General features: G+C 58.3%; 11 protein-coding genes and 13 pseudogenes. 16 read left to right on the top strand and 8 right to left on the bottom strand.

What is annotated here, in order from left to right; genetic code table 11:
• Position 1 precedes the first annotated feature (1 nt).
• Positions 2-239, bottom strand: a pseudogene (locus AC0L3A_RS12890) (MFS transporter); the annotation flags it as partial.
• Between the two features lie 135 nt (positions 240-374).
• Here AC0L3A_RS12890 and AC0L3A_RS12885 point away from each other — a divergent pair.
• The 3 genes and pseudogenes from AC0L3A_RS12885 (at position 375) to AC0L3A_RS12875 (ending at position 4,135) form a co-directional block, all read left to right on the top strand.
• A pseudogene (locus AC0L3A_RS12885) lies at positions 375-1,135 on the top strand (IS5 family transposase).
• A gap of 54 nt (positions 1,136-1,189) precedes the next feature.
• A complete protein-coding gene (locus tag AC0L3A_RS12880) occupies positions 1,190-2,692 on the top strand; it encodes an SGNH/GDSL hydrolase family protein (RefSeq protein ID WP_473254482.1) in 1,503 nt (500 codons plus the stop codon).
• A gap of 855 nt (positions 2,693-3,547) precedes the next feature.
• On the top strand, positions 3,548-4,135 hold the full coding sequence (locus tag AC0L3A_RS12875) for a GNAT family N-acetyltransferase (RefSeq protein WP_094183269.1): 588 nt from the start codon (positions 3,548-3,550) through the stop codon (positions 4,133-4,135).
• Positions 4,136-4,578: 443 nt separating this feature from the next.
• On the opposite strand, the gene sbmA is transcribed toward AC0L3A_RS12875, so the two are convergent.
• Entirely contained in the window at positions 4,579-5,814 is a 1,236-nt protein-coding gene (gene sbmA, locus AC0L3A_RS12870; protein ID WP_473254481.1) for a peptide antibiotic transporter SbmA, read from the bottom strand.
• Between the two features lie 641 nt (positions 5,815-6,455).
• Here sbmA and AC0L3A_RS12865 point away from each other — a divergent pair.
• Both AC0L3A_RS12865 and AC0L3A_RS12860 read left to right on the top strand, forming a co-directional pair.
• Positions 6,456-7,186 (top strand): annotated as a pseudogene (locus tag AC0L3A_RS12865) (outer membrane protein).
• A gap of 211 nt (positions 7,187-7,397) precedes the next feature.
• A complete protein-coding gene (locus AC0L3A_RS12860) occupies positions 7,398-7,739 on the top strand; it encodes a transposase DNA-binding-containing protein (protein ID WP_473254480.1) in 342 nt (113 codons plus the stop codon).
• A 207-nt stretch (positions 7,740-7,946) separates the two neighbouring features.
• Here the strand turns inward: AC0L3A_RS12860 and AC0L3A_RS12855 are convergent.
• A pseudogene (locus AC0L3A_RS12855) lies at positions 7,947-8,537 on the bottom strand (IS5 family transposase); the annotation flags it as partial.
• Between the two features lie 434 nt (positions 8,538-8,971).
• On the opposite strand from AC0L3A_RS12855, the gene AC0L3A_RS12850 reads away from it, so the two are divergent.
• The gene (locus tag AC0L3A_RS12850; protein ID WP_317245085.1) at positions 8,972-9,109 is read left to right on the top strand and encodes a hypothetical protein; all 138 of its coding nucleotides are present in this window, start codon (positions 8,972-8,974) and stop codon (positions 9,107-9,109) included.
• On the opposite strand, the gene AC0L3A_RS12845 is transcribed toward AC0L3A_RS12850, so the two are convergent.
• Positions 9,044-9,226 carry a hypothetical protein gene (locus AC0L3A_RS12845; RefSeq protein ID WP_473254523.1) on the bottom strand — a complete coding sequence of 61 codons (183 nt, stop codon included), beginning with the start codon at positions 9,224-9,226 and terminating at the stop codon, positions 9,044-9,046. The genes AC0L3A_RS12850 and AC0L3A_RS12845 overlap by 66 nt on opposite strands.
• On the opposite strand from AC0L3A_RS12845, the gene AC0L3A_RS12840 reads away from it, so the two are divergent.
• The 4 genes from AC0L3A_RS12840 to AC0L3A_RS12825 all read left to right on the top strand — a co-directional run bounded on the left by AC0L3A_RS12840 (position 9,173) and on the right by AC0L3A_RS12825 (position 12,841).
• Complete coding sequence (locus AC0L3A_RS12840) at positions 9,173-9,295, top strand: hypothetical protein (protein ID WP_473254518.1); 123 nt, start codon at positions 9,173-9,175, stop codon at positions 9,293-9,295. The two genes, AC0L3A_RS12845 and AC0L3A_RS12840, sit on opposite strands and share 54 nt — an antisense overlap.
• Positions 9,296-9,748: 453 nt before the next feature.
• Positions 9,749-10,621 carry a 3-methyl-2-oxobutanoate hydroxymethyltransferase gene (gene panB, locus AC0L3A_RS12835; RefSeq protein ID WP_473254479.1) on the top strand — a complete coding sequence of 291 codons (873 nt, stop codon included), beginning with the start codon at positions 9,749-9,751 and terminating at the stop codon, positions 10,619-10,621.
• Positions 10,622-10,635: 14 nt separating this feature from the next.
• A complete protein-coding gene (gene panC / locus AC0L3A_RS12830) occupies positions 10,636-11,487 on the top strand; it encodes a pantoate--beta-alanine ligase (protein WP_473254478.1) in 852 nt (283 codons plus the stop codon).
• A 571-nt stretch (positions 11,488-12,058) separates the two neighbouring features.
• Complete coding sequence (locus AC0L3A_RS12825; protein WP_438744159.1) at positions 12,059-12,841, top strand: YggS family pyridoxal phosphate-dependent enzyme; 783 nt, start codon at positions 12,059-12,061, stop codon at positions 12,839-12,841.
• A 2,873-nt stretch (positions 12,842-15,714) separates the two neighbouring features.
• On the opposite strand, the pseudogene AC0L3A_RS12820 reads toward AC0L3A_RS12825, so the two are convergent.
• The 4 genes and pseudogenes from AC0L3A_RS12820 to AC0L3A_RS12805 all read right to left on the bottom strand — a co-directional run.
• Positions 15,715-16,139, bottom strand: a pseudogene (locus AC0L3A_RS12820) (hypothetical protein).
• 20 nt (positions 16,140-16,159) lie between these two features.
• Positions 16,160-16,336: a hypothetical protein gene (locus tag AC0L3A_RS12815; protein ID WP_473254477.1), complete on the bottom strand. Its 177-nt coding sequence runs from the start codon at positions 16,334-16,336 to the stop codon at positions 16,160-16,162.
• Positions 16,337-16,742: 406 nt separating this feature from the next.
• A pseudogene (locus AC0L3A_RS12810) lies at positions 16,743-17,318 on the bottom strand (anthranilate synthase component II).
• A 41-nt stretch (positions 17,319-17,359) separates the two neighbouring features.
• Positions 17,360-17,716, bottom strand: a pseudogene (locus AC0L3A_RS12805) (chorismate-binding protein); the annotation flags it as partial.
• 257 nt (positions 17,717-17,973) lie between these two features.
• On the opposite strand from AC0L3A_RS12805, the pseudogene AC0L3A_RS12800 reads away from it, so the two are divergent.
• From AC0L3A_RS12800 to AC0L3A_RS12775, 6 pseudogenes are all read left to right on the top strand, one after another.
• Positions 17,974-18,238 (top strand): annotated as a pseudogene (locus AC0L3A_RS12800) (chorismate-binding protein); the annotation flags it as partial.
• A pseudogene (locus AC0L3A_RS12795) lies at positions 18,237-18,374 on the top strand (biotin synthase BioB); the annotation flags it as partial. The pseudogenes AC0L3A_RS12800 and AC0L3A_RS12795, both read left to right, overlap by 2 nt.
• Before the next feature lie 44 nt (positions 18,375-18,418).
• Positions 18,419-18,792, top strand: a pseudogene (locus AC0L3A_RS12790) (aspartate 1-decarboxylase).
• Between the two features lie 52 nt (positions 18,793-18,844).
• Positions 18,845-19,959 (top strand): annotated as a pseudogene (locus AC0L3A_RS12785) (8-amino-7-oxononanoate synthase); the annotation flags it as partial.
• A gap of 402 nt (positions 19,960-20,361) precedes the next feature.
• Positions 20,362-20,993, top strand: a pseudogene (bioD, locus tag AC0L3A_RS12780) (dethiobiotin synthase).
• Positions 20,990-21,271 (top strand): annotated as a pseudogene (locus AC0L3A_RS12775) (aminotransferase class III-fold pyridoxal phosphate-dependent enzyme); the annotation flags it as partial. The pseudogenes bioD and AC0L3A_RS12775, both read left to right, overlap by 4 nt.
• Between the last annotated feature and the right edge of the window lie 237 nt (positions 21,272-21,508).

Here is a 21,508-nt window from a genome sequence, read left to right as displayed (position 1 = left end):
CGAAGCGGCGTCCATAGCGATCACCGAGAAACCCGGTACGCAACGATCCCAGATCATGCCGACGAAGGTCGCGGAGATGAACACCGCATTCTGGGCGAGGGTCCAAACCTGGTCTTCGGCATCACGCTCAGCACGGTACCGGCAATGTAGATGAAAAACATTCCGATGCCGATCAGCAGCATGAGGCGGCCATGGAATGGCCCGACCAGCAGTCGATCAAGACGAGTGCCTGCGTTCACGGATTCGAGTTTGACGCTCTCCCTTGATGCGGACCGCCTTCTTCGAACGTCTGCCGCTTGTCTTCTGTTAGGGTCTGTACCTAATTAACTGCTTCTGATTCGCTCTTGCCAAGTTGATTCGGCATGGGGGCTTCGATGCGCAAAGGACTGTTCTGGCTCAACGACAAGCAGTGGGCTCAGATAGACCGCAGCTGCCAATGAACCAGACCGCGCCGGCGCGCGAAGACGATCGACGCATCATCAGCGGTATCGTTCACATGCTCCAGTGCGGCGCACGCTCGCGCGATTGCCCGCCCGACTATGGCCCTTACACGACAATCTACAATCGGTTCAATCGCTGGGCTAAGCGCGGACATTGGCAGGCTATCTTTGAAGCGCTCGCCCGCTGCGGCAAGGACGGCCTGACTTTGTCGATCGACTCCACCTCGATCAAAGCGCATCGCTCCGCGAGCGGCGGAAAAGGGGGGAGCATGAACAGGCCGTCGGCCGCTCACGCGGCGGGCGGAGCACGAAAATCCACGCGCTGAGCGACCCCGATTGCAAACCTTGCGCATTTCATCTCACTCCGGGACAAGACGCAGATCTTGCCGCAGGGCCGGCCCTTTTGAAACTCGCGGCGCCCATGTCTTCCCTCATTGGGGACAAAGGCTACGATGGCGACGGCTTTCGCACCGAAATCGTCAATCGCGGCGCGAAACTCGTCATTCCGAACAAGTCCAACAGGGTGCCCCTCCACAGCTTCAGCAAACGCGCCTATAAAGGACGCAAACGTTATCGAGCGCTGCTTCTGCCGGCTCAAGGATTTCAGGCGTGTCTCTACTCGCTACGACGAACTTGCTAGAAACTTCTTGGCCACCGTCCACCTCGCCGCCGTCGTCGCCTGTTGGATCAATTGAGTCTGAACCCTAGTCTCTGTCGCGGCAGTTCTTCGTCTTGTGCGGTCCAAGAGCATGTCAAACAAACTAAGAAAATTGCGTATCTTTACCGACAGAGGTCCCCTGATTGCGCTAACCATCGCTGGGGGGATGGTGGTCGGCGTTGTCGGCCCGACGTCGGCGCAGTTCTTCAATTTCGGTGGATATCAGCAACGGCCGCAGCCGCAACGCGGTGGCGGATTCGGCGGCGGCTGGTTTGGTAACGACATGTTTGAGCCGTCTGCTCCCCAGCCTCGTTGGGATCGGCGGCAAACCTTGCCGCCCGCGCGCGAGGATTTTTCGAGGGCGCCCGCGGCCGGAAAGCGCGATACTGTACCGGAGCGCCATGTTCTTGTGCTCGGTGATGCCATGGCGGACTGGCTCGCCTATGGTCTTGAAGACGCCTATGCCGAACAGCCTGACATGGGCGTGATCCGCAGACATAAGACCGTCTCAGGCCTTATCAAATATCAGCCGAAGGGCAATCCGGCCGATTGGGCCGCCGCTGCCAAAGGCATTCTCGCGACCGAAAAAGCGGACGTCATCATCGTCATGCTCGGACTCGATGACCGAGTCGGGATGCGCGAGCCGCCGGCTGAGAAATCCGATATCAAGCCATCGGACAAAAACGCAGACAAGAAGGAAGCCAGAGGCAAACCGGGCGTCAAGCCGGAGGGCGGTACGAACGTCGACGCGAAGCCGGATGGCAGACTGGTCGATACGGAATTGTCGCCAAATGACGCCGCCGACGCGCCGGCTATCGAGCCGGAGAGTAGCACGCGCTCGCCGAACGGCCTCTATGAGTATCGCGAGAAACGCTGGATCGAGCTCTACAAAAACAAGATCGAACAGATGATCGGCGTGCTCAAATCTAAGGGGGTGCCGGTGCTGTGGGTTGGCCTGCCGGTGGTACGTGGCCCTAAGGCAACAGCCGACACCCTGTTTCTGGATTCGCTCTATCGCGAGGCGGCCGGCAAGGCCGGCATCACTTATGTCGATGTCTGGGACAGCTTTGTCGATGAAGCCGGCCATTTTATGCAGCGCGGTCCCGACTTCGAAGGCCAGATCCGTCAGCTGCGCTCCTCCGATGGCGTGTATTTCACCAAGCCCGGCGCCCGCAAGCTTGCGCATTATGTCGAACGCGAAATCAACCGGTTGTTGGCTACTCGTTCCGCGCCGATCGCGCTGCCGACGGAACCGGCAAAGCTCGACGTCAATGCGCCGCCGGGTCAACCGGACCTGCGCCCGCTCGCCGGACCGATCTTTCCCTTGGTGGCCCCCTCTTTCGGCGCCGATCAATTGCTCGGCGGTCCAGGGGCGCCGATGGCAATGGATGCGCTAGCAGCGCGTGTCTTGGTCAAAGGTGAGCCCTTGTCGGCACCGGCCGGTCGCGCCGACGATTTTGTCTGGCCGCGCCGCGAAGTCGGACGCGAACAGTCTAAGGATACTCCAATGGCTTCGGCTTCGCCCGATGATCGCATCCCGGTATCTGCGCCGGCGCCAATGCTAAAGCAGAAAAAGAATCGCAGCCAAAGGTGAGGCGCTGACGTTTTGGCCCGCAGGTTTCGCTCAGTGGGGCCGCTTCGGGGACAATCGCATCGGTTTGGGCCGGAGCCTGTGGGCGTGGCAAACGCAGTTCGCACCTGGAGCAACACTGTTCAGCCGCTTCTGGTTGGCCGTGTCGCGATACCAGTCGAACGGCTGCTCGTGCGTGGCGATCATCACGCTCTTAGTGTTGAAGTGGTTGTCGAAGGTTTCGGTGCGTATTCGCGGACGGTGGCGGAATAGCCGAGGCCCCCCAAGGCGAGGCGGGGTCGAGCACCGGTGATGATCGTTGACCCAGACGACGCCGGCCGACGAAGGGGCAACTCGATGCGCGCGGGCGACGTCACGGGTGCGGATCGCTGCGGCAAGGCCGAAGGGGGAAGTCGTTGGCAATCCTTAGGGCGAATGCCAAGCACCTACCTGGGTTGGCAGGTTCCAAATTATACTGCGGTGCTTAGACTCGTCGAGCGAATGCAACTCGCAACATTTGGCGAAACAAGATCACCTTGTAGCTCAAATCGTCTTTTCGCTGCTTTCGGAAGGCTGGCAGAGTTGTCGACGCCGATAAAACGGACCCTTTCTTCGGAAAGCGCGGGATCCAGATGACGCTCTCATGGCGAAAAGCACAAGTCCTCGCCAGATCCAGATCCAGCCCCAAGGGTCAGGGCCTCCAGCGAGGAACCTCCGTCCGAAGCGGCCGTCGAAGGCGGTCTTCTGAGGCAGGATGAGCGCGGGAGACGGAAACTAAAGGGATCCGATGAATGTTCGGGGGCACATCCATTCCGCTCACGTCCAAGGTATCGGTCCTGTGCTCCAACCTTCAACTCTGCGATCCAAAAGCGGTGAAGCATGACAAGAGAGCCGGGCGTCACCTCGGCGAACGCAAGTATTCGGGCAAGAATCGTCTGGACGATTGTCCTCGGCTTTGCCGCCGATCCTTTGATGCGTTGGAGTTGGCCGGACCCTGGGCAATATCTTGGCAGCATGACTCAGTTCATCAAGGCCTGTGGCGGACGAGCATTCGAGCATGGCACAGCATACGTCACGGGAGAGACTCGCGCGGCGGCCCTGTGGCTGCCTCCGGGCGTGCAGCAGGATGAGGATGCGCTGGACGCAATCATGGCGCTGTCCCTGCGCCCTGAAATCAGCGAACATATGGCACACCTGCGCCAGGGAATGGCCGAACATCATCCCTCCGAGCCACATTGGTATTTGCCCCTGATCGCTGTCGATCCGAACTGGGCCGGACAAGGGCTTGGCACATTGCTGATGAAGTACGCTCTTCAACGCTGTGATGAGCAGGGCCTCGCTGCCTACCTCGAAAGTTCGAATCCTGAAAACATTCCCTTTTACCAACGCCACGGGTTCAAGATTATTGGAGAGATACAGCACGGTTGCTCACCTCCACTTACGCCGATGTTGCGAAAGACGCGTTGAGCGGAATTCGGAGACGCTTCGCATGCTGCGGCTCCCGAAGCGTCCTTGAGACGCCGAACTGAGGCGCATTGCCCCATCCGGATTGTCACTGAACAACTTCTCGCCGGTGATTGGGTGGCTGCCATCGAATTGGTCCGGTGGCGTCTATGGCGGGAAAGATCAGCATGGGCGCGGGGCGGCAGGTGGTGTCGGCCGAAAGGGATCGTTGCCGGTCGGCCACCCGGGCGAAAAGAGGCGCATCTCGATGCGATATGCGCGACGACCGGCTGGCATCGCAAGTATGCGGTGCGTGCAATTCGGGAACGCGCAACAGTTGGACCGAGGCCGGTCTAGGCACCGCGAGAGCACAAGCGTTGATATGGGGCTACGATCAAGGGACGCGATGACCGCAGTGTGGGGCGTCGGATCGGGTCTGCGGCAAGCGGCTCAAGGGCCGGGTTTCGTCAACTCCTGCAGCTACGCCAATCATGAGGCCGCTCCTTTTGTGTCTCGATCGACGGCAGTGGCCCACCATGGATCTTTGCCTCAAAGCTCCGTAGCCGCTGATAGATCGAGATCAGTTCGACGATCGTGCTCCAGGAGTTGACGAGATACTGAAACGAGGTTCGTACTTGCGTGAACGCGTTGAGGATCTGGTTCATCGCGCCGAGGGTGATCTTGCCCGCGATGATTGTGGGCGCAAGCAGCAGATAAGGAAAGATGACGTCAGTCTGGAGATAGACGATCCGGCCGATATTGAAGTACATGAAGTTCAGATAGAGCCGGAAGTAATTCCTGCGAATGTCTCTAAACAGCACGCTCAATGTCGGCGCATTGGCACGCGCCGTATCATCCTCGCCGAGCACGAGCTCCTTGCGATAGGCCGCTTCGACCCGCTGGTTGAAAAATTCAATTCCGGGCAGGCGGATGCCGATAAGCGCGAGAACGCCGGTGCCCAGGATTGACCAGATCACCGCGGCGAACACCAGCGGATAGGGAATCGAGCCGAACAGAGGCAACTCCGTGACGTTGCTGGACAGCCTCACCAGAACCGGCAGGAAGGCCAACAGTGTCAGCACGGCGCTGATGAGATTAACGCCTAGACCTTCCATCGTGCTGGCGAAGCGCATCGTGTCTTCCTGGATCCGCTGGGAGGCGCCTTCGATCGTGCGCAGCCGTGGCCAGTTGGCGACATAAAAATCGTTCATCGCCGTGCGCCAGCGGAAGATGTAGTGGCTGACGAAGAATCGCGTCATCACGCCGACCACGACGGCCACGAGCGCTATGCCGGCAAAGGTCGACAACTCGCTGTAGAACTGCTCGACCGTGACCGGCGCCGACTTCGAAAGCGCAGCCTGGATCATGTCATAGAACGGTCCATACCAGCTGTTGATCGCGACCGAGACCTGGACCTGAAAGTAAGAGGTGAACAGGATCAGCGCCGAACCAAGAATGGACCACGTCGCCCAGGGATGCGGGGCAAATAACATCCATGCCGCCGCGAACACCGTAACGGCCAGCGCAAAATAGAGATCAAACCACAGCGCCGAGGCCGACCAGAACGTCGCAAGCCCGACCGGCTTCTCCGGGGCTTGAAAGAGATTGCCGGCAAATACATACCAAAACGCCATCGCCAATGCCGTCCAAAGAATTGACGACGCAAAGAACAACTTTGGTCGAGGGAAGAATGAAACGAACATACTCGCTGTCCTTTATCGACTCAGAACTTCAGCTCAGAAGATGAACACACCGCCGCCGCTGGCCACCACCGGTCGGCAAGCGTTATCGGCGATCTGGGCATTGGCGGTGTGGTAGGAAGCCTCGGGTGGAGAACGGCTCGCTCAACCAATAAGCAAAATCCTTCGGGCCGCATCCTGCATCCGCCGAGGGCGGAGGTTGTGTTTCGCATGCTCTGTCGACCGCGGGACACAGCGGCATCTGCGACGAACGGGTCAGCATCTGCAGGACATTGATTCAATCGAATAGTCATCTGATCTCTCGGAGCCAGTGGGTGCAACACGAGCATGGTCGTAACGGGGTCTTTAGTGGCGGCACGGGACAAGAGCAAGAGTTTTGCAAACCGCTTCATTCTTCTCACTTGCGGTGTGGCTTGCGACGATCTGACTTGCGTGCGCTTACTCCGCTGAAATCAGCGGTCGCAATCTATGCTCGCACCCGAAGGTGGATTGCGACGCTGTTGGAGATGATCTGCAGCGCAACCTGACGCAGCGTTCGGTTCACGCATTTCTTTCAGCGCAAATGTTGCGATGCAGTTACAGCAATTCGCGCGGACGTTGTTACGACGCATGAGGCTCGGGGCACTGAAGAGATGAGAGTAGAAATGAAAAACTTATTGCTTGCGACTGTGAGCATTGTGGGGCTTGGCGCGTTGGTCCCCGCATTCGGCGCGGATCTGGCTGCGCAGCCGGCCAAGCCTCTCTACACCAATGCCCCGCGGCCGTCGCGGCTGCAATCTACGACTGGAGCGGCTACAACGTCGGTATGAACGGCGGCTTGGCCTCAAGCTCGAATTGCTGGGATCCGATGGCGGTAAGCCTGAGGGCTGTCATGATGCGACCAGCGGAAGCGTGGGTGGCCAGATCGGCTATCGATGGCAGATGGGCCCGATCGTGCTTGGTCTTGAAGGCCAGGGGAACTGGGCTGATTTGACCGGCTGGAATCCCAGCGCTGCTTTTTTGGATATCAACCAGACCAAGATTGATGCGTTCGGCCTGGTAAAGGGCAGATCGGTTATGGTTTCGACAACGTACTGCTTTAGGCCAAAGCGGCGCCGCGGTGACGAGCAACACGTTTCGAATCATCTGGACGACGGGCGAGCTGGGTGGAGAAAGCAAGCACGTTCTTTGGGGCGGCGCGTTGGCAGCCGGTATCGAGTACGGCTTCGCACCGAATTGGTCGGTTGGGTCCGAGTACGCACACCTGTTCATGCGGCCTGCCATGGTCAGCTTCACCGAGCCCGCTGGTGGGATCGACCGCGTCCGCCAAGATTTGGATCTTCTGACTGCACGGCTCAACTATAAGTTTGGCGGCCCGATTCTTCTCAAATATTGATCTATCGTTCAAAAGGTAGATAAGGCCTTGGCCCATGGGCCGGGGCCTATTTTGGTGCGCCAGGCATGGCGCGGAGCGCCGCGACTGGCGCGGTTGACCGGCTTTCAATTGTCCATAACTTTCTCCGCTTGAGCTGATCCGCCGATCAGCAAAATCTTGAAGAATCGCTTGTGATTCCTTGCTGAGCACCTGATGCGCGAGGGGGTGCTCTATGGGGCTCACATTGAGGGATCGATCGGCAAAAGGCCGTTTGCGATTTGTAGGCGGTGAATGTTGGATTGATCGAGAGACTAGTGGATGCCAGTCTAGGGACGCGCGGCTCGGCGACAGATTCCGCTGCTCACGCAGATTGGAAGCGCCATCGGACAAAGTATTCCGCTCGTCTGCCAATTGGGCGAATACCAAGGCAGCTTATCGCTTCTTCTCTAATGACCGGGTCAGCGAAGCGGACATTCTGGCGGGCCACTTTCAATCGGCGCGTGAGCGCACGATTGCCGCCGGCGGTCCGGTTCTAGTGCTCGATGATACGACCCAGTTCAGCCATCAAAGATAGAACTCCGACCGATCGGAATCACGAAGAGCATAAACAGCGGCCGGGGACAAGGCGGGCTGCCTGAGCTCGCACACGGTTTGCGGCATCCTGATGCACTCGAGCCTGGCGGTGACGACTGAAGGGCTCCGCCTGGGCTGGCCGCCGTCAAATTCCGGACCCAGAAGAAATTCAAGGGGCCGCCGCGCTCAAGAAGACTAGGATCCAGATTCAATTGAGCCAATATGCGACGAGAGCGGCAAGATGCGCAGCGGCCAAGAAATTCCGGCCGAGCTTGTCGCACCGCGGGGCGATGCGCCGGAAGTCCTTGAGCCTGCAAAAGCAGTGTTCGAGACGTTTCGGCCTTTCTAGGCGCATTTGTTGAAGCGCTGGACGACAACACGGTTACATTTATTGGGGATTACGGGTTTCGCGCCGCGACGAACGATTTCGCCGCGAAGCTTGTCGCCGTCATGCCCTTTGTCGGCGAGGAGCGCACTGATAGGTGGCGCGAGCGCCAGGACATCGGGAGCCGCTGCGATATCGACATCCTGGCCTGCCATCAGATGCAGGACGACCGGCCGGCAAAGGGATTGCTCAGCGTATGGAGTTTCGTCGTGCGGCCTGCGCGCGAGCGGCCGATTGCTTGATTGTGCTCCCCCCTTTTCCGTCGGACGCACACCGGTGAGCTTTAACCGAGGTCCAATCGAGCTACAGCACAACACCATCTTCGCCAGGCTTGGCCAGCGGTTCGAAGATTGCGCACCATCGGCCTCGCTTGGCCCAGCGATGAAGCGATTCGTAGATCGTCGTGTAAGGGCCATTGCTGTGGAAGGAAAATAGAAAACAGCAAGTGTGAATATGGTTGGCTGCGTCAACCGATCGGCGGAGCGGCGAGGAGGCGGCTTGATCGGCCGCAGGTTCATCGGGCCGTTGCTTTCGCTGCAACAGGGTTAGGGTTGGTGGGGTATAGTATGTTGCAAGCCTAGTCCGCCCTGAAGGAAATTCAGCAGTCCGTCGAACGTTCAAATACGCCAAGCACGACGCTGCACGGTCCTGTGAAATATCCGCGACGTGCCGCTAAGTCCCGATCTATCTCAGTTTAGGCAGGAGCCTCAAAATGTTCGACGACTGGCCTTGAGCGGCCAGGCGAACAGCGCCGGCCACGCAGCTGTGTCGGTTCTTGCACAATCGATGTCACCGCTTGCGCGCCGCAGCCGACCTGCAGCACCAGAGCATTATCCAGGCGCCGACAAATGCAAAAAATCACAAGCCAGAAGAAGTCTCCGCGTGCATTAGTCGCGGGTGCCATGCAGATCGCACGTCTGCTACAGCATCCGGTAGATGCCAGCGCTGACGAATCGGCGGAAGAAGAACGCGATCGCGGTCATTGACTTGCGGGTTGGTCGGAGCTCGACCTGCTTTGCAGGGTGGCGGCAACCAAGCTGGCCAGCACCCTGCGCTCTGACATCGCCGACATCGCTCGCCAAGCGCTGATGCGGCTCGACCAAGAGATCATCTGTGCCGCGGGCAGCCTGCAATGGCGTGAGCCAACACCGCGGAAACGGACGAACTCCTAGTGAAGCGTCAAGGCGGTGTCGACAGCATGACGTGAGTCGGCGGGACCACTGACCCGGACCCCGACTGACCACAGCTTCACCTTTCCGCCACTGGAAGACCAAAAGCTAATCGCAGCGCTTCGACACGACTAGATCAGCGCACCCTGCGTCGTCCCGTGCGCTCTCATCTGGAATGGCTCCGACCGCCCCAGCGCGCCCTGAGGCGCGGCGTGACACAAGGTGCTTCCACATGACAATTTGAATTTTGAAAGTTCTTGCTTGGTGGTCGCGCGACCATTGGAATGTTTGTGTACTCGGTCGCGACCTTGGAGACGTATGTTTCTTTCTTTCTTTCTTTCACGGTTGACAGTTTTCTCTTGTCCTCCATACGAAAGCATGGTCCCAGTTTGCGCGTAATACTCGGCCGCGTCGGAATCGGATTTCCCTTCGCCTAGTTGATGGAACGTATCGAAAATGAGCCACGCTTCGGAAGTGTCAGTTGAGCGGGTCACGATCCCAATCTTGCAGCGGTGGAAGCAGGAGCGGCGGCGTGTCACCATGACCACCGCCTACGATGCGGTTACGGCAGGCATCGCCGACCCCATCGTCGATATCATTCTTGTGGGCGACAGCGTTGGCAATGTCTGTCTCGGATTCGACAACACGTTGCCGGTCAGCATGGCAATGATGAACCATCATCTGGAGGCTGTTGCACGCACAAGGCCCCGCGCCCTGCTCGTGGCCGATCTGCCGTTTCTTAGCTTTCACCTTGGTCCGGAGGAGACGATACGCAACGCTGGAGGGTTCCTGCAGCGAGGCGCAGATGCTGTGAAACTCGAGGGCGGGGCCAAGCGCGTGGAAATGGTGCGTGCCTTGGTCGATTGCGAAATTCCTGTCATGGGCCATCTCGGCCTCACCCCGCAAAGCGTCAATGTCATGGGCGGATTCAAGGTGCAGGGCCGGAACGCCGATGACGCTTTACGGCTGCTCGATGACGCTCACCGTCTGCAGGAGGCCGGATGCTTCGCGTTGGTGCTTGAAGGCATTCCGGCCGAGCTAGCCCAGCGAGCGACCGAATCGCTATCGATACCAACCATCGGAATCGGCGCGGGTCCCGACTGCTCGGGCCAAGTGCTCGTATTCCATGACGTGCTGGGGCTAACCATAGGTCATCGGCCCAAATTCGTTCGCGCCTATGCAGATGGTTTTCAGATGTTACAAGAGGCGCTCTCGCGCTGGGCTGCCGATGTCCGCACCGGTGCGTTACCGGCGCCGCAGGAGTGCTATAGGCTTCCTGAAAGCCTGAGTGACATTATCGCAACCTGGGCTCCTCCCAACCCAACCTGATGTAAGGTGCAACGATGCAAACGATTACCACGGTCGCTGAGCTTCGTCGTGAGCTAGCGAAGGCTAGCAGCGCGGGCAAACGCGTCGGGTTAGTACCTACAATGGGGTATTTGCACGATGGCCATCTGGCCCTGGTCGACGCGAGCCGAGCGCAATGCGATGTCACCGTCGTTAGCATTTTCGTCAATCCGGCTCAGTTCGGACCAAACGAGGATCTCAGCAGCTATCCTCGCGATTTCGTGCGCGATGAAAAATTGTGCCGCGATGCCGGTGTTGAGATTGTGTTCGCGCCGGGTGCACAGGAAGTCTATCCGGCTCAATTCGAGACCTTCGTCGAGCCGGGCGAACTGGCGAAACCACTCTGCGGGGCTTTCAGGCCTGGGCATTTTCGGGGCGTGGCGACCGTCGTGTGCAAGCTGTTCAACATGGTGCATCCGGCCGTCGTGTTTTTCGGGCAAAAGGATTTTCAGCAATGCGCGGTCGTGCGTCGCATGGCGACAGATCTCAATCTTCCCATCAAGATCGTCACCGTGCCAACCGTTCGGGAACCGGACGGGCTCGCGATGAGCAGCCGCAATCGGTATCTCAGCAAGGAAGAACGTCGGCGAGCCGTTGCCATCAGTCGTGGACTGTTCGCCGCGGCGGAAGAATTCCGCGCAGGAGTGCGCGAGGTGGAGAAGCTGATTGCGATCGCCGAGCGGCAACTTGAGACAGTTGATCGGCTGCAATATCTTGAACTTGTCGACGGTGATACGCTCAAGCGCGCCGAGAGTCCCCTGCGGTTTCCGGCGGCGCTCTGTGTCGCAGCCTACGTTGGTTCGACCCGACTGATTGACAACGTTCTACTGGGACTACCAACTCCGTAGCGCAATTCAGAACCAAATCGATAAACCTATCTTCTCGTCATAATCCACGGATCGGCCGACCGATTCACCTGTTCAGGCCGTGGGCCCAACCCAGCGATTTGAGACGGTGCAGGTCCGGGATTTGAGCGTCGGGCACTCCGCGACCCTTGTTCCGCCGACGCAGCGCAAACCTTAGCATCTGGATGTGGGTCGGACATGGATTTAGCGATGAAGGGCTGGGTGCGCAAAGTTCAAGCCGCTCAGCGTCGTCAGACCAGAACTGCCCCGATTTTGAACGAATATGAACCTTACTCGTGAGTGGAGGGGCGTGAATTGTCTCTCCCGAGCAGCACAGAACTTTCCGTGCTGTCCTCCCTGAGCCAGAGCGGCGAGTTGGGCGATGGCGGATCGCGAGATCCGGAGCACCTTGTCTGGGATTAGGATCGTCCCTATGAGGGGGATACGGCCTGGATTATGCGTCGATGTGAGAGGTTCTGACGAACTAGCCGGACTCGGCCCTGCTTTATGTGCTACCGAAATCATTGGCCTTTGCCATGTCAAACACCATGGACGTGGAAGCGAGGAATTCGCGATGTCGCAGATGAATAGCGCCCGATTCACGGACGATCCGCGCTCGTTATTGCGCTCCAACCTTGATGAGCTTGAGCAGCGCATAAATCGGGCTTGTATGCGGGCTCGCCGCAGCCGTTCAGAAGTTCGTGTTTTGCCTGTCAGCAAGACCGTACCCGCCGCGATTATCCGTATCGCATCCGAACTCGGCCTTTGCGAGTTCGGCGAGAACAAGGTCCAAGAGGCGGAGAGCAAGGTCCGCGATTTGGCCGACCTGTCGTTGAACTGGAGTGTCATCGGTCACCTCCAGACGAACAAAGTGAAATCGATGGTCAAGTTCGCGAACGAGTTTCATGCGTTGGATACCTTGAGATTGGCGGAAGCGCTCCAGGCCCGCCTGAGCGCCGAAGGCCGGCATCTCGACGTGTTCGTCCAAGTCAACACCTCGGGTGAGGTGAGCAAATACGGTCTGCTGCCCCACGAGGTAGAGGATTTTGTTCTTCGGCTGTCCGACTATCCAGCCCTTGTCCCTCGCGGTTTGATGACTCTCGCCGTCCTGAGCGGAGAGGCGGACAAGGTTCGCGAATGTTTCAAGTTGCTGCGCGGGCTTCGAGACGCACTCCGCGATAGAACATCGACGCGACTTGATCTCCTCTCAATGGGGATGACAAGCGACTTCGAGATAGCAATCGAGGAAGGTGCCGATGTCATAAGAGTTGGTCAGGCGATATTCGGACCTCGGCCGACCAAGGACGGACAGTATTGGCCAGGGCTTCCTCTCCCCACCAGCGCGCTATCCGAGTGAGGCCGCGGGACCTGCCGCGAGTTCTGTTTCGTCCGTCGCCTGCCAACAGCAGAGTAAAATCACCACACCAATGCTAGCAAGTCGCCCCGTCACGATCGGCATGACGCCCCTTGTGAGCTGACCAGGCTCGATGGCGGACCCACTCTAAGTCGATACGCCGGAGCCTCGCCGATTGCAGGCGGGCCGCCCAACGGAAAACACGGCAAATTTCTCCGCGACCAGAAACACTAAGGTGCGCCGCGAGGTTCTTCTGCGTCAGGGATAGGGCTTGCGGAGTTCTCTTCCATGGTGAACGCCTCGCGCAACTGTCTGCGTGAGCAGGGCTCGGTGGGTCACTGAGATATTCGATTGTTAGCCTGCCCTAAAGATACGTTAGGGGTGCTGGCTTCGCAGAAGCAGGGATTTGCCGTCCCATATCGATGAGCTCGAGCGCTCCATCTCTTGACGCCCGCATCAAAATCGAGCGCACGCGCGTGGCCGGGCAACGAAGCCGCCGCGCCGAATATAATGGCGCGCCGGCTTCGCATGGGTGAACCCGGACGGGGCAATGTCCGGTGCGTGAACGCAACGCTACGATGCGTTGCCGCAATCAAAACCCCAAATTAATTGATGCCCTGGGTCGAGGTTAATTCTGGAACCGAGATTCGAGCGTGCAAGCGAGCAGGAACCTTCTGCTTTTCAGCCTCCGCGCCCCACCGATCAAAATTCATGGTTTGCCGGATCTTATCGCTAGAGGATTGGACATGACACTGGACGTGCAAGAGATGGACTGCGAGAGCGCCTGGAGAAGCTCTACGCGAAGTGCCGCCCACGGCGTTTCGCTCGTTTTGAACCAGAGCGGAGGGAAGCGAGACCGCTGGCGCGCGTGAGCGAACTCTACGGACGCTCGCCCGATTTAAGCATCCGCGGCTAAACCAGGTCGGGCTACTCTGATCATGGGCGGTGCCACGGGATGGTCGCATCCAATAATTACAAGATCGGCACGGCAGAAGCAGAGCCCGAAAACGCGCGAGCAGATGCCGCTTATCCTGTGAATTCTAGAACGGCATCCGGAAATTTCAAACGTGATAGAGTTCTATTGATCCGAGCACCTGAAAGGTATTGATAAGTTCAACCGGCCTAGCGGTCTGTGTGCTGCCCGCATCAAATGAACTCGACCCATATTTCCGCAATACTGCTCTTTTCGCGTTGACCGGTATGTTATCGAGCTGCGCATTTGTGAAACCGATCTATACGACCGCGTTTAAGGAAGTTCTGCAAGCCGTAGGAAGATTGCGAATACTGCGTCCCCTTGCGGTGCGAGTATCGACTCCGGATGGAACTACACGTCGTATGTCGCTTGATTCCGATGGGCAAGAGCATGATCGCCCTATCATCCCAGAGTGCTGTCACTAGCAGAGCGCGAAGTGCCACCCTCGGATCACCCACAATGGTCTCTCCGTTGCAAATACCTTTCCCGTCCGCGATCATATAAGCCCAGAACGGATCGCACGTCATATGCGAATGCTGCCCGAGTACCGCGTCTCTCGATGCCTATCCAGGCACGTTAGGTGCCTCCGATGCGAGAGGCCTCGCATGGCTGTGACGGGCTCGATCCACTGCAGTTCCACTACTGCATGACTCTGTCGCTCAGCGATATATGTAAGATCGTAATTCGGCCCGCCGAAGGCGAGCGTTATATCACCCCAAAACCCCTACTGCCTGTCAGCTTAACCACGCGCGTAGCGAGGGCCTGCCGAACATACTGGCTCCGCATCTGCAGACAAGCTGTAGGCGGCCGCGAGACGTAGCTCTCGCAGCGGCTTACCTGCCGGATCGATTGGTGGTAAAGCTCGGCGCTTTATAGGCTTCGAGGCGCCTTCGTCGTCGAACTCACCGTAGACGATCACGTCAATTTCGTTTGGCCGGTCACTCTTGCCGGTTGCGAGCGACTTCAAGCCGGCGTGCGTACGGGATTTTGGCGAGAACGGAAAGGGCTTCGATTACTTTGTCGATGTATGCCTTGTCTTTTGCGGTGAAGAATACGACGTGTCAAATCATAGTTGGCCGTCGGTAATCCCGAACAGTTGCGGTTTGATTTCGTGGAAAGCGAAGCGTCCTAGCCAAGTCATGCAGGACTCGGGCAGCCGTCCAGTGGCCACCGCACGGTAGGCGCCCTGCACGATCGCACTGCCAGGTGTTTAGCTGAATTTCCTTCGGCCGCTACTGCGCAAGGTGGACCATGTCTGAGACCAATTTTCGCCATGCAGCAAGAAAGCGCCTGATCATCAAGCCCCCGAACAAGTTTAAGTATATGACTGCGTGGACGCCATTCGCTTTGCGCGGAGGTCGTGCATGAAACGATCTCACTTGCTGGATTGAGGTATAAGAACTGCAGGAAAATGCGCTTGCTTCTCGAATACAGGCGAGGCGCCGTCATAGAGCTGAAGGAAAGAGCGCCGCCAAGCCCTGGAGCGTTGAGGTCGAGGCATGACTTCAACTCCTTATGCATCCGGCTGATCACCGCAGAGAGATCGCTCGTGAAACTACACCCAACTTACGGAACGTAGCGATGGTCCACCCCTGCCGCCGAGTTCGTTTTACAAGTGCGCGATCTCGTAGCGTAGCGCATCGGGCCCGCAACGCTATCTCCCCAACAGCGTCAGCACCGCTCACGCGCAATGGCTGCGCGGAGCCTTCGAAAATGCCATGCAGAGGTTGAGAAATGCCTGGCGCGAAATGCGCGCAGGGCATCTCGCCAACGGCTAATAGCCGGATCGCATTGCAACAAAACGCCAGTCTGGCGAGGCTTACCTGCTGTCGCGAAAGAGCCGTCGTTTCACGTACAGGCGCTTTTCGCCGGCCCGCACCAAGCGGCCCACCCATGAGCAACGCTAGTAGGCGCGGCGCACCAGTCGAGGGAGTCGAATAGGATTCGGATAGAATTTATTCGCAACCGCGAGCACTGCCATTTCATCGGTTTCGAGCGCGATCTTTTGAGCGAGCATGATGTCGCCGGTCACCAGGGGGCGTTCGGGAACAAAGCACCACCCGATTTTTGGCTGGCCGTTTTCGTCGATCTCCACAACATTGCTCACGCTGCCCTGGTGAATTCAATATCGTCGACCCGTGTGAGAGCCCGTGACTTCGAAATAGCCTCGGCATCAAATTGCGCACGCTGCTCTGGGGATAGCCAATCCCACAGAAGACGCCGCGCACGCGCTTCCGGGCCGTTTTGCTTAATGAAGCTCCAATAGACCAAACGCAGGGCGCGCAAACGCGCCCGACTGCCGGCCCCATTGCGCCTGAACAGAAACATTTGCCGTTCCGCGAAGATAGCTAACCACCGACGAGGCGCGGATAGAATAGCGTCTCATCCGCAGTCCAGTCGAATGACCGTGTGACCTTGAGCTCGCCGGACGAGGTCCGGGTGGCGGCGGTAAATCCTTGGCCGGTCAGCTCCCTGAAGCGCTGTTCAGCCTCGGCCAGCCCGTTCGGGTCGGTTTGCTCAAACATATGTCGAGTGTCGCCCGTAGCCATGAAAGAGAACTCCGCAATTCTTGCCCCTGAGGCGAAGAACCTTGCAGCCCGGAATAGTGTTCCTATGTCGCTCGAAAATTTGAGTTTTCTCACTGACGCGAGCGTAACCCATGGGGCACTGCACGCTTTTTCGAGAACTCGTCTGCGACTCGCGCTGGAAGGACGCCTACATCGTTGCTGCCGGGCCTCGCTCCAGGAATCCGCGTAAGTTCTCCTTGTCACCCTAATTGCGCCATGCCCGATGCTTCTTTCTGATGACGGTGCCGCTACGCGGTGGCTCCCTGCAATGGGCCAGCGGCTTCCTCCATTTTGTGCCGCCTCATCCGAGTGACGACCTCGCCACGAGCCAGGAAGGATCGTTCCTGGTATCCGATCGTCACGCTTAGGAAGTCTCTGCAAGTCGCAGCAAATTCATGAGCAAGACGTGCCCTTGCTGCGTAAGTATCGACTCTGGGGAACTGCACGCCATAGGTTGGTTGATGGCGATGTGCAATAGCCATGATCGCGCCTTCGTCCGAACGCGCGGTGACCGTGAGGTGCGGCGCGCAGGCCTAATCGAGCTCGACAACGAGAGAATGGTGGCGCCCGACGCAAAGTGGAAAGGGGAGGTCCTTGAACAACCCAAGGCCATCATGCGTTACGTACGAGGACCGGCCGTGCATAGGGCGACGTGCACGCGCGACACGTCCGCCGAAAACGCTGCCAATACACTGGTGTCCGAGGCAGATGCCGAGAATCGGGAGCCGCCCAGAAAGTTCGCGGACGACGGCGGTAGATATTCCGGCTTCCGTTGGCGTGCATGGACCGGGGGAGATAACGATTGCGCGCGGCTTGAGGCGAACAAGTTCGCTGAGCCGACCACGTCGTTCCGGAACACCTCAGTTGCTTGACCTAACCTGCGGAAATAGCGCGCAATGTTGAAGACGAAGTAGTCGTAGTTGTCGATGATGACGATCAAAATCCACCGGGTGTTTTAGCGCCAAATGCATCAAAGATGCGCTACGCCTTCGCGAGCGTCTCCTGGTATTCGGCCTCTGGCTCTGACATCGCGGTTATACCGCTACCGGCGTGAAACACCGCTTGTTAGTCATTGATCGTGACAGTGCGGATCGCATTACTCGTATCCATGTGCCCGTTGAAACCGATGAAGCCGATCGCCCCGCAACAGACCTCTCGCGCCATAGCCTCGATGTTCGTAATAATTTTCATCGCGCGGACCCTCGGTGCCCCTGTGATGGAACCGCCGGGGAAGCAAGCCCGAAGTAAGGAAACGGCGTCTTGGGCTTCTGCAAGTTCACCCGTGACGACTGACACGAGGTGGTGCACTGAGGCATAGGTTTCGAGCTTGCAGTTCGCCGCTCATAATGCGCTCACCGATGGCCTCAGCAATGCGCCCCGCAGTCGTCGCGTTTTGGTCAGGGCCAATCATAGATTATCTACCGCAAAATCAGGGCATGAGTAGGTCGCATCGTCTAGTCTGACTCCAAACCGACAGTTCATAGATAATTTCTCTGATTATCTATGATGGAATGCTAAGGCAAGTTGAGCCTGATTCTTGGCGCTAAATAGGACGATGTGACGAATCATGGGTGCCGCAGGAGCGATGTCGCTAGTTTACAGCCCTGCTGCGCTACGGCAAGCTCACCATTGCGTCGAGCTCGCCGGAACCGTTACTGAAGCTTGACGGACGACAGGTAGAACGCGACCCATCAAAGGTACGATCGCGCGATCCGCTGATTCCAAGGAAGACCAGCGCCGCGCTGATAGGCTGGTCGCATCCGAAAAGGACCCGGCAGAGAACACTATGATCGTCGACCTCTTGCAGAACGACTATCTCGCGTTTGCACTGTGGATTCGATCGACGTTCCTTCCTTGTGTGCAGGCCCTATGCTTTCTAGCCGGCGCAAACTCAATCTTCATCGGCGATGTGCTGTTGACGACTAAGAACCCGCAGCGCGACCGTGATGCCAACTTGCTGGACCGGCTCGGCATCTCGTCCGGGCCTACTAAATGAAAGAGGCAGCGCGCAGCTGTGCCGTAACTTGAGTGAAAGTGACAATGCAGATTATCTCGATGAAAGGCAAAATCCATCGCGTCTGGGTGACTGGAGCCGATCTGGACAGCGATGGCTCGGTTTCGAATGATCGTGCGCTGCTGGATGCGGCAGGACTCCTGATCCACGAACGCGTCGAGATCTACAAGATTGGAAGCCGGGGCGCTTCGCGACCTATGTGGTGGAAGCCCCCCGCGGATCGGGCTCCATAGATTTGAACGGTGCGGCTGCGCGACTCGCGATGCCCAGAGGCAAGGTTATCGTCGTGGCATACGAGTCGCTTGACGAGACGGAGGCAAGACCTTTCAAGCCACACGTTGTGTTCGTCGATCGAGAAACTCGCATTCTGCCAGGTCGAAGCCAAGAGGCCGATATTTGAGCTTGCTCTAGGCGGCCAACAGACTTTCTTGCGCGATCCTGGGAGTTGAAGAGTGACGTTAAGCCTTGCGGTCAAAGTTGCCGACTATGTCGCGCAGTTGCATGCCCTGAACGAAGACGACCGTCTTCGCTGCCTCAAGCCGCGCAGTGGGGCAGATTTCACATCGAGAATGATTATCTGGCGCTGGCGAGCGCGCCGCGCATGAAAAAGGCTGTCACGGCCACGCTCGAGGCGGGCACCCCGGTCGGGCCGGCGGGTTGCGGCTCCTGCGTGGCAATTGCGAAGAACAGCCGAGGCGGAAGCAGCTCGGTTCTTTGGGGCGGAGGCGCGCTTTTTCCCGCGGGCTATCTCGCAAATCTTGCAGCCTGACAACGCTGCCTCAGCGGGGTGATCTGCTTGTTCTCGATTCTCTTGTGCACGCAAGTGTCCATGAAAGGGGCGCGTGCTGGCCGGGCCGAGTTTCCTCTAACCGCCCACAATGATACTCAATCGGTCGAAAGCACAATTTGTGACTGGCGGGCCACGGGTGGAATGGGCCGCGTCTGGATCGTGGTTGAAAGTGTCTACAGCATGGATGGCGATTTTGCCCCGCTCAAAGAGCTGATCGCGATCGCGGATCGATATGATGCGTTTGTCGTAGTGGATGAGGCCCATGCCACGCGCGTTTACGCGGAGCAGGGTCGAGGGCTCACAGCGCCTTATGAAAGGCGCGAGAACCTCTTGGTTGTCCATACCTGCGGCAAAGAACTGGGAGCGGCCGGGGCGCTTGTCGTGGCCTCGGGCGTGCTGCGCGACTTCATGGTCAATCGTTGCCATCCATCATCTTCGCCACCGCGCCCTCACCATTGATGGCCGTCGCCGTGCGGGAGGCACTCTTCATCCTGCGGGAGGAACCAAAGCGACAGCAGCGGCTGGCCAAGCTGATCGCGTTCACGCATCGAGAGATTGGCGCGCCCAGTGGGCGAAGTTCCTCGGAGTCGCAGAGCGTGCCCTATCCTGGGCGACAACGCGCGTGCGATGCGGCTCGCATCGAGACTGCAGGCGCGCGGTTTCGATATTCGCGCAATCCGGCCGCCGACTGTGCCGGCGGGCACGGCTCGTCTGCGAATTTCACTGACGCTTGCGGAGGCTGAAGTGCGTGCAATGCTCGATGCTATGTTCGAGGAGAGAAGAGATGGAGCTCGAGCAACAGGTCGTGGTGACCGATGCGGAGTACCGGATGAGATAGACGTTTTTGCGGCCGGGCTCACCCATCTCCTCGGTGCAATCCTGCTGCGAACCGATTCAGGCCGGCGTGGCAATAGGCAGTGAAGGGGCTCCAGAACTTAGACGCCTCTCGTGCTTTGCTCAGGCAGACCCAGAAGCCTCGAGGCTTGTGAGATGAAAGCTTTGCAATCTCCTGATTAGCTGCGGAATTCGGCAACGAGCTGCCCAGCATTGCGGAAATTCGGCTCAGAGTCCGGGCAACATAGGACGCAAAGATGAAAACTTCCAGCCGACCAAGGTCGGAGCGGACAAGGTGCGTTCAGGGCTCGGCGCGTTTATTGAAGAGACGAGAGGTGAAGCTCGATGAGTCAGCGGATCGTGGTGACAGGCACAGACACCGGAATCGGAAAAACGGTGTTTTCCGCGGGGCTCGCCGATCTCCTTGGCGCCAACTATTGGAGACCGATTCAGGCCGGTCTCGAAGGAGAGACTGATGTCGAACTTGTCGCGCGGCTCGGCGGTCTCTCGCCCGATCGCATCATGCCGGAGCTTTACCGACTTCGCACTCCCGTTTCGCCACGTCAGTCCGCTGAAATTGACGGAGTTCGCATTGAGCCAGATTCGCTCAATGTGCCAGACACCGGGGAGCGACCGTTGATGATCGAGGGCGCTGCGGCCTGATGGTGCCGCTCAGGGGCGATACACTCTACATTGATGTGTTCGAGCGATGGCGACTTCCAATCGTGCTTTGCGCGAGCACGGCACTTGGCACCATTAATCATTCGTTGCTGTCGATAGAGGCTCTGCGAAAACGCCAGATCCCCATTCTTGGGATAGCCTTCATTGGGGAACCCAATCCTGAGACCCAGATCGCGATTCGCGAGATTGGGCGGGCGCGTTGGCTAGGGCGATTGCCCTGGCTGTCTCCCCTCGCGGCAGACACGCTGCAGGCCCCGTTCAAAACCGCTTTCCATGCTGATCAATTCAAGCAATGACGACGAAGCCGAAGTCGCCGATCTGGCACCCGTTCACACAACATGCGCTCCAAGAGGAGATGACAAAAGTTGTGCGGGGAGATGGCGCTTATCTCCGCACCGCTGACGGTCGCCGAATTATCGATGCTATATCATCCTGGTGGGTGGTGACCTACGGTCACTGCATTCCACATATCGTCAGCGCCAACCAGGAACAGGCAGGCAAGCTCAACCAGATCATCTTCGCAGGCTACACCCACGAACCGGCGGAGGAGCTTGCTGCGCAACTCTTGAAGCTCGCAGGGGGATCATTCTGCTTCACGACGCCAAGGCACATACCGCCGCGATGAAGCCCGCCTTCCTACGGTACCTGCACGACAATGGCTATCACGTCGTTCAACATCGTTCCGACGGCGCCGCTGCAGAGGAATGCCGATACGCCTTGATGGCGGAATGTCACGATGGCGCAGATTGGATATAATCCCGAACCAACTAAGCCGTCCTTCATGCTAGCCGGTGCAATGATGAAGGCGGAA

The organism is Bradyrhizobium sp. MI1.3 (assembly GCF_055811695.1).
The sequence above is the reverse complement of the archived record's forward strand: the minus strand, read 5'-3'. Positions and strand labels throughout refer to the sequence as shown.